This is a genomic window from Dyella sp., from assembly GCF_036384435.1.
Taxonomy (GTDB): Bacteria; Pseudomonadota; Gammaproteobacteria; order Xanthomonadales; family Rhodanobacteraceae; genus GSA-30.
This window is the reverse complement of the sequence record NZ_DASVMI010000029.1, coordinates 1-2688: the sequence shown is the minus strand read 5'-3', so window position 1 is coordinate 2688 and position 2688 is coordinate 1. Positions and strand designations below refer to the sequence as shown.

Annotated in this window: 1 protein-coding gene; it reads left to right on the top strand. The window is 61.2% G+C overall.

Annotation, left to right across the window (positions count from 1 at the left end):
• Positions 1-2688: condensation domain-containing protein (locus VF436_RS02330; RefSeq protein ID WP_330902364.1), on the top strand; the 2688-nt coding region annotated here is incomplete at both ends.

The window sequence follows — 2688 nt, the reverse complement described above, 5'->3', positions numbered from 1 at the left end:
CCTGCATCGTCCGGGGCTTACGGCGGAACGGTTCGTCGCCAATCCGTGGACGTCCGGCGCACGGATGTACCGCACGGGAGATCTGGTGCGCCGGGAGGCCGATGGGCGACTGCGATTCCTGGGTCGTGTCGATCATCAGGTGAAGATTCGCGGTTTCCGCATCGAGCTGGGCGAGATCGAGGCGGTACTGGCCGCGCAGCCCGGCGTAGCACAGGCCGTGGTGGTGGCACGCGATGCCGCCGCCGGGCACAAGCAACTGGTGGCTTATGTGGTGGTGGCATCCGGCATGACTACGGATGAAACATCAACACGAAGCAAGGAGCAGGTCGAAGAATGGCAGGCCGTCTACGACCATCTGTACGCCGAGGCAATCCATGCTCCGTACGACGAGGATTTTCGCGCGCTCAGCAGCAGTTATGACGGATCGCTGATTCCACTGTCGCAATTGAAGGAATGGCAAGCGGCTACCGTGTCTGGCGTGCTTGAACTTCAGCCACGGCGACTGCTGGAAATCGGCGTCGGCTCGGGACTGATGCTCTGGAAGCTCGCATCTCACTGCGAAGCGTATTGGGGTACCGACTTCTCATCGCCAGCGATCGATGCACTGGGCCACGAGCTGGAAAGGCACCCGCATCTCGTGGATCGCGTGCATTTGAAGACCTTGGCAGCTCACGAGCTTTCAACGCTGCCGGATCAATATTTCGACACGATACTGATCAATTCAGTCGTGCAGTATTTCCCAAGCCCGGCCTATCTTGTCGACGTCGTTCGACAAGCCATGGCCTTGCTTGCGCCAGGCGGCCGCATGGTCATAGGAGACGTGCGAAACCTCAGGTATCTCGATCATTTCGCCGCTTCAGTGGCATTGATGCGCTCGACGGACAACGACACCGTCGAGACGGTGCGTCGACGAGCCAGGCAATCTGTCGCCACCGAAAAAGAGTTGTTGATCGACCCACGTTTCTTCTCGGCGTTACAGGACGAAGTCGCAGATATTGCCGGTGTCGATATCCGGCTCAAGCACGGTTGGTCGCACAACGAACTGACCCGGCATCGGTATGAAGTAGTCCTGCACAAGCACGGAAGCGCGTTGCTACCCTTGCAGGGCGCTCCTGCCCTGCGTTGGGGCAATGAACTACTCGATGACACCTCGCTCACGCATCACCTTTCCAACGAGCAGCCGACCCGCTTGCGGGTGACACATATTCCCAACGCACGACTTTGTGGAGAATTGCTTGCATTGCAGGCACTCGAAGACGGTGACCTGGCGTCGGCCAGGGCGACGGTCTCCAGTGGCGGGCACGGGGTGGAACCGCAGGCATTGATCGACCTGGCCAATGCGTCCGGTTACTGGGCCGCTGCCGTGTGGCCACACGGCCTGGTCGATGGTTCTTTCGACCTGGTTCTGGTGCAACGCGCCGCCATCGGTCAACGCCATCCCGTGGGCATGCAGGTCAAGGAACTGGCCATGCGTACCCCGTTGGCAACCTTTGCCAACAATCCTGTAACCGGTACGCAAACACAGGTCTTGGCAAGCCAATGGCGCCATGCCCTGGCTGCCCACCTGCCTGACTACATGCTGCCTTCGATGTTTGTATCCATCGATGCCATGCCGTTGACACCGAATGGCAAGATCGATCGTAACGCGTTGCCGGCTCCCGACATGTCTGCCGATTCGCCCGACGGCCGCGCTCCTCGAACCACCGAGGAGTCGATTCTGGCCGGTCTCTTCGCCGAGGTGCTGGGATTATCGCGTATCGGCGTCGACGACAGCTTTTTCGAGTGGGGTGGTCATTCCTTGCTGGCGACGCGCCTGGTCAGCCGTGTACGTTCGGTGCTGGGGGTAGAGCTATCTCTGGAACAGTTGTTCGGCAATCCTACCGTCGCAGGTCTGGCCGGCCTTCTTTCGCACGCGTCCACCGCGCGTGTACCGCTCAGGACGTACCCAAGTCAGGACCATCCACCGCTGTCTCACGCGCAGCGACGGCTATGGTTCATCCACCAACTGGAAGGACCCGGTAGCACTTACAACATTGCGTTGCCCTTGCACATGAAGGGGCGTCTCAATACAGCGGCGTTGCAGGCGGCAATCACCGACCTGATGATCAGGCACGAGCCGCTGCGTACGATGTTCACCGAACACGAGGGTGTTCCCCGGCAGCGAATCGTTCCTGCCACTGAATCGACGCTTGCCTTTGAACATCTTCACGCGGCGCCGGTGACGTGGGCGGCCGTCGTGGCGGAGCGACAAGCGCATGCGTTTGATCTGGCCAGTGAGCTGCCCCTGCGCGCAACGCTTCTGCAAGACGGCCAGGACGAGCACTTACTGCTGCTGTTGTTGCATCACATTGCCGGTGACGGCTGGTCGCTGGTGCCCTTGGCGCGTGACCTGACTTTCGCGTATGCCTCGCGCTGCGCCGGCCAGCCACCGGCATGGACGCCACTGCCGGTGCAGTACGCCGACTATGCCTTGTGGCAACGCGAATGGCTGGGCGACGAAGCCGATTCGCAAAGCGCCCTTGCCGTGCAAAGCGCTTTCTGGCGCCAGACCCTGGCCGATCTCCCTGGCCAGATCCACCTGCCCACGGATCGCCCCCGGCCCGTGGTCTCCAGTCATCGTGGAGGCGTGGTCAACATCCAGATCGATGCGGCCGTCCACGCCGCCTTGCTGCGTCTGGCCCGTGAGCA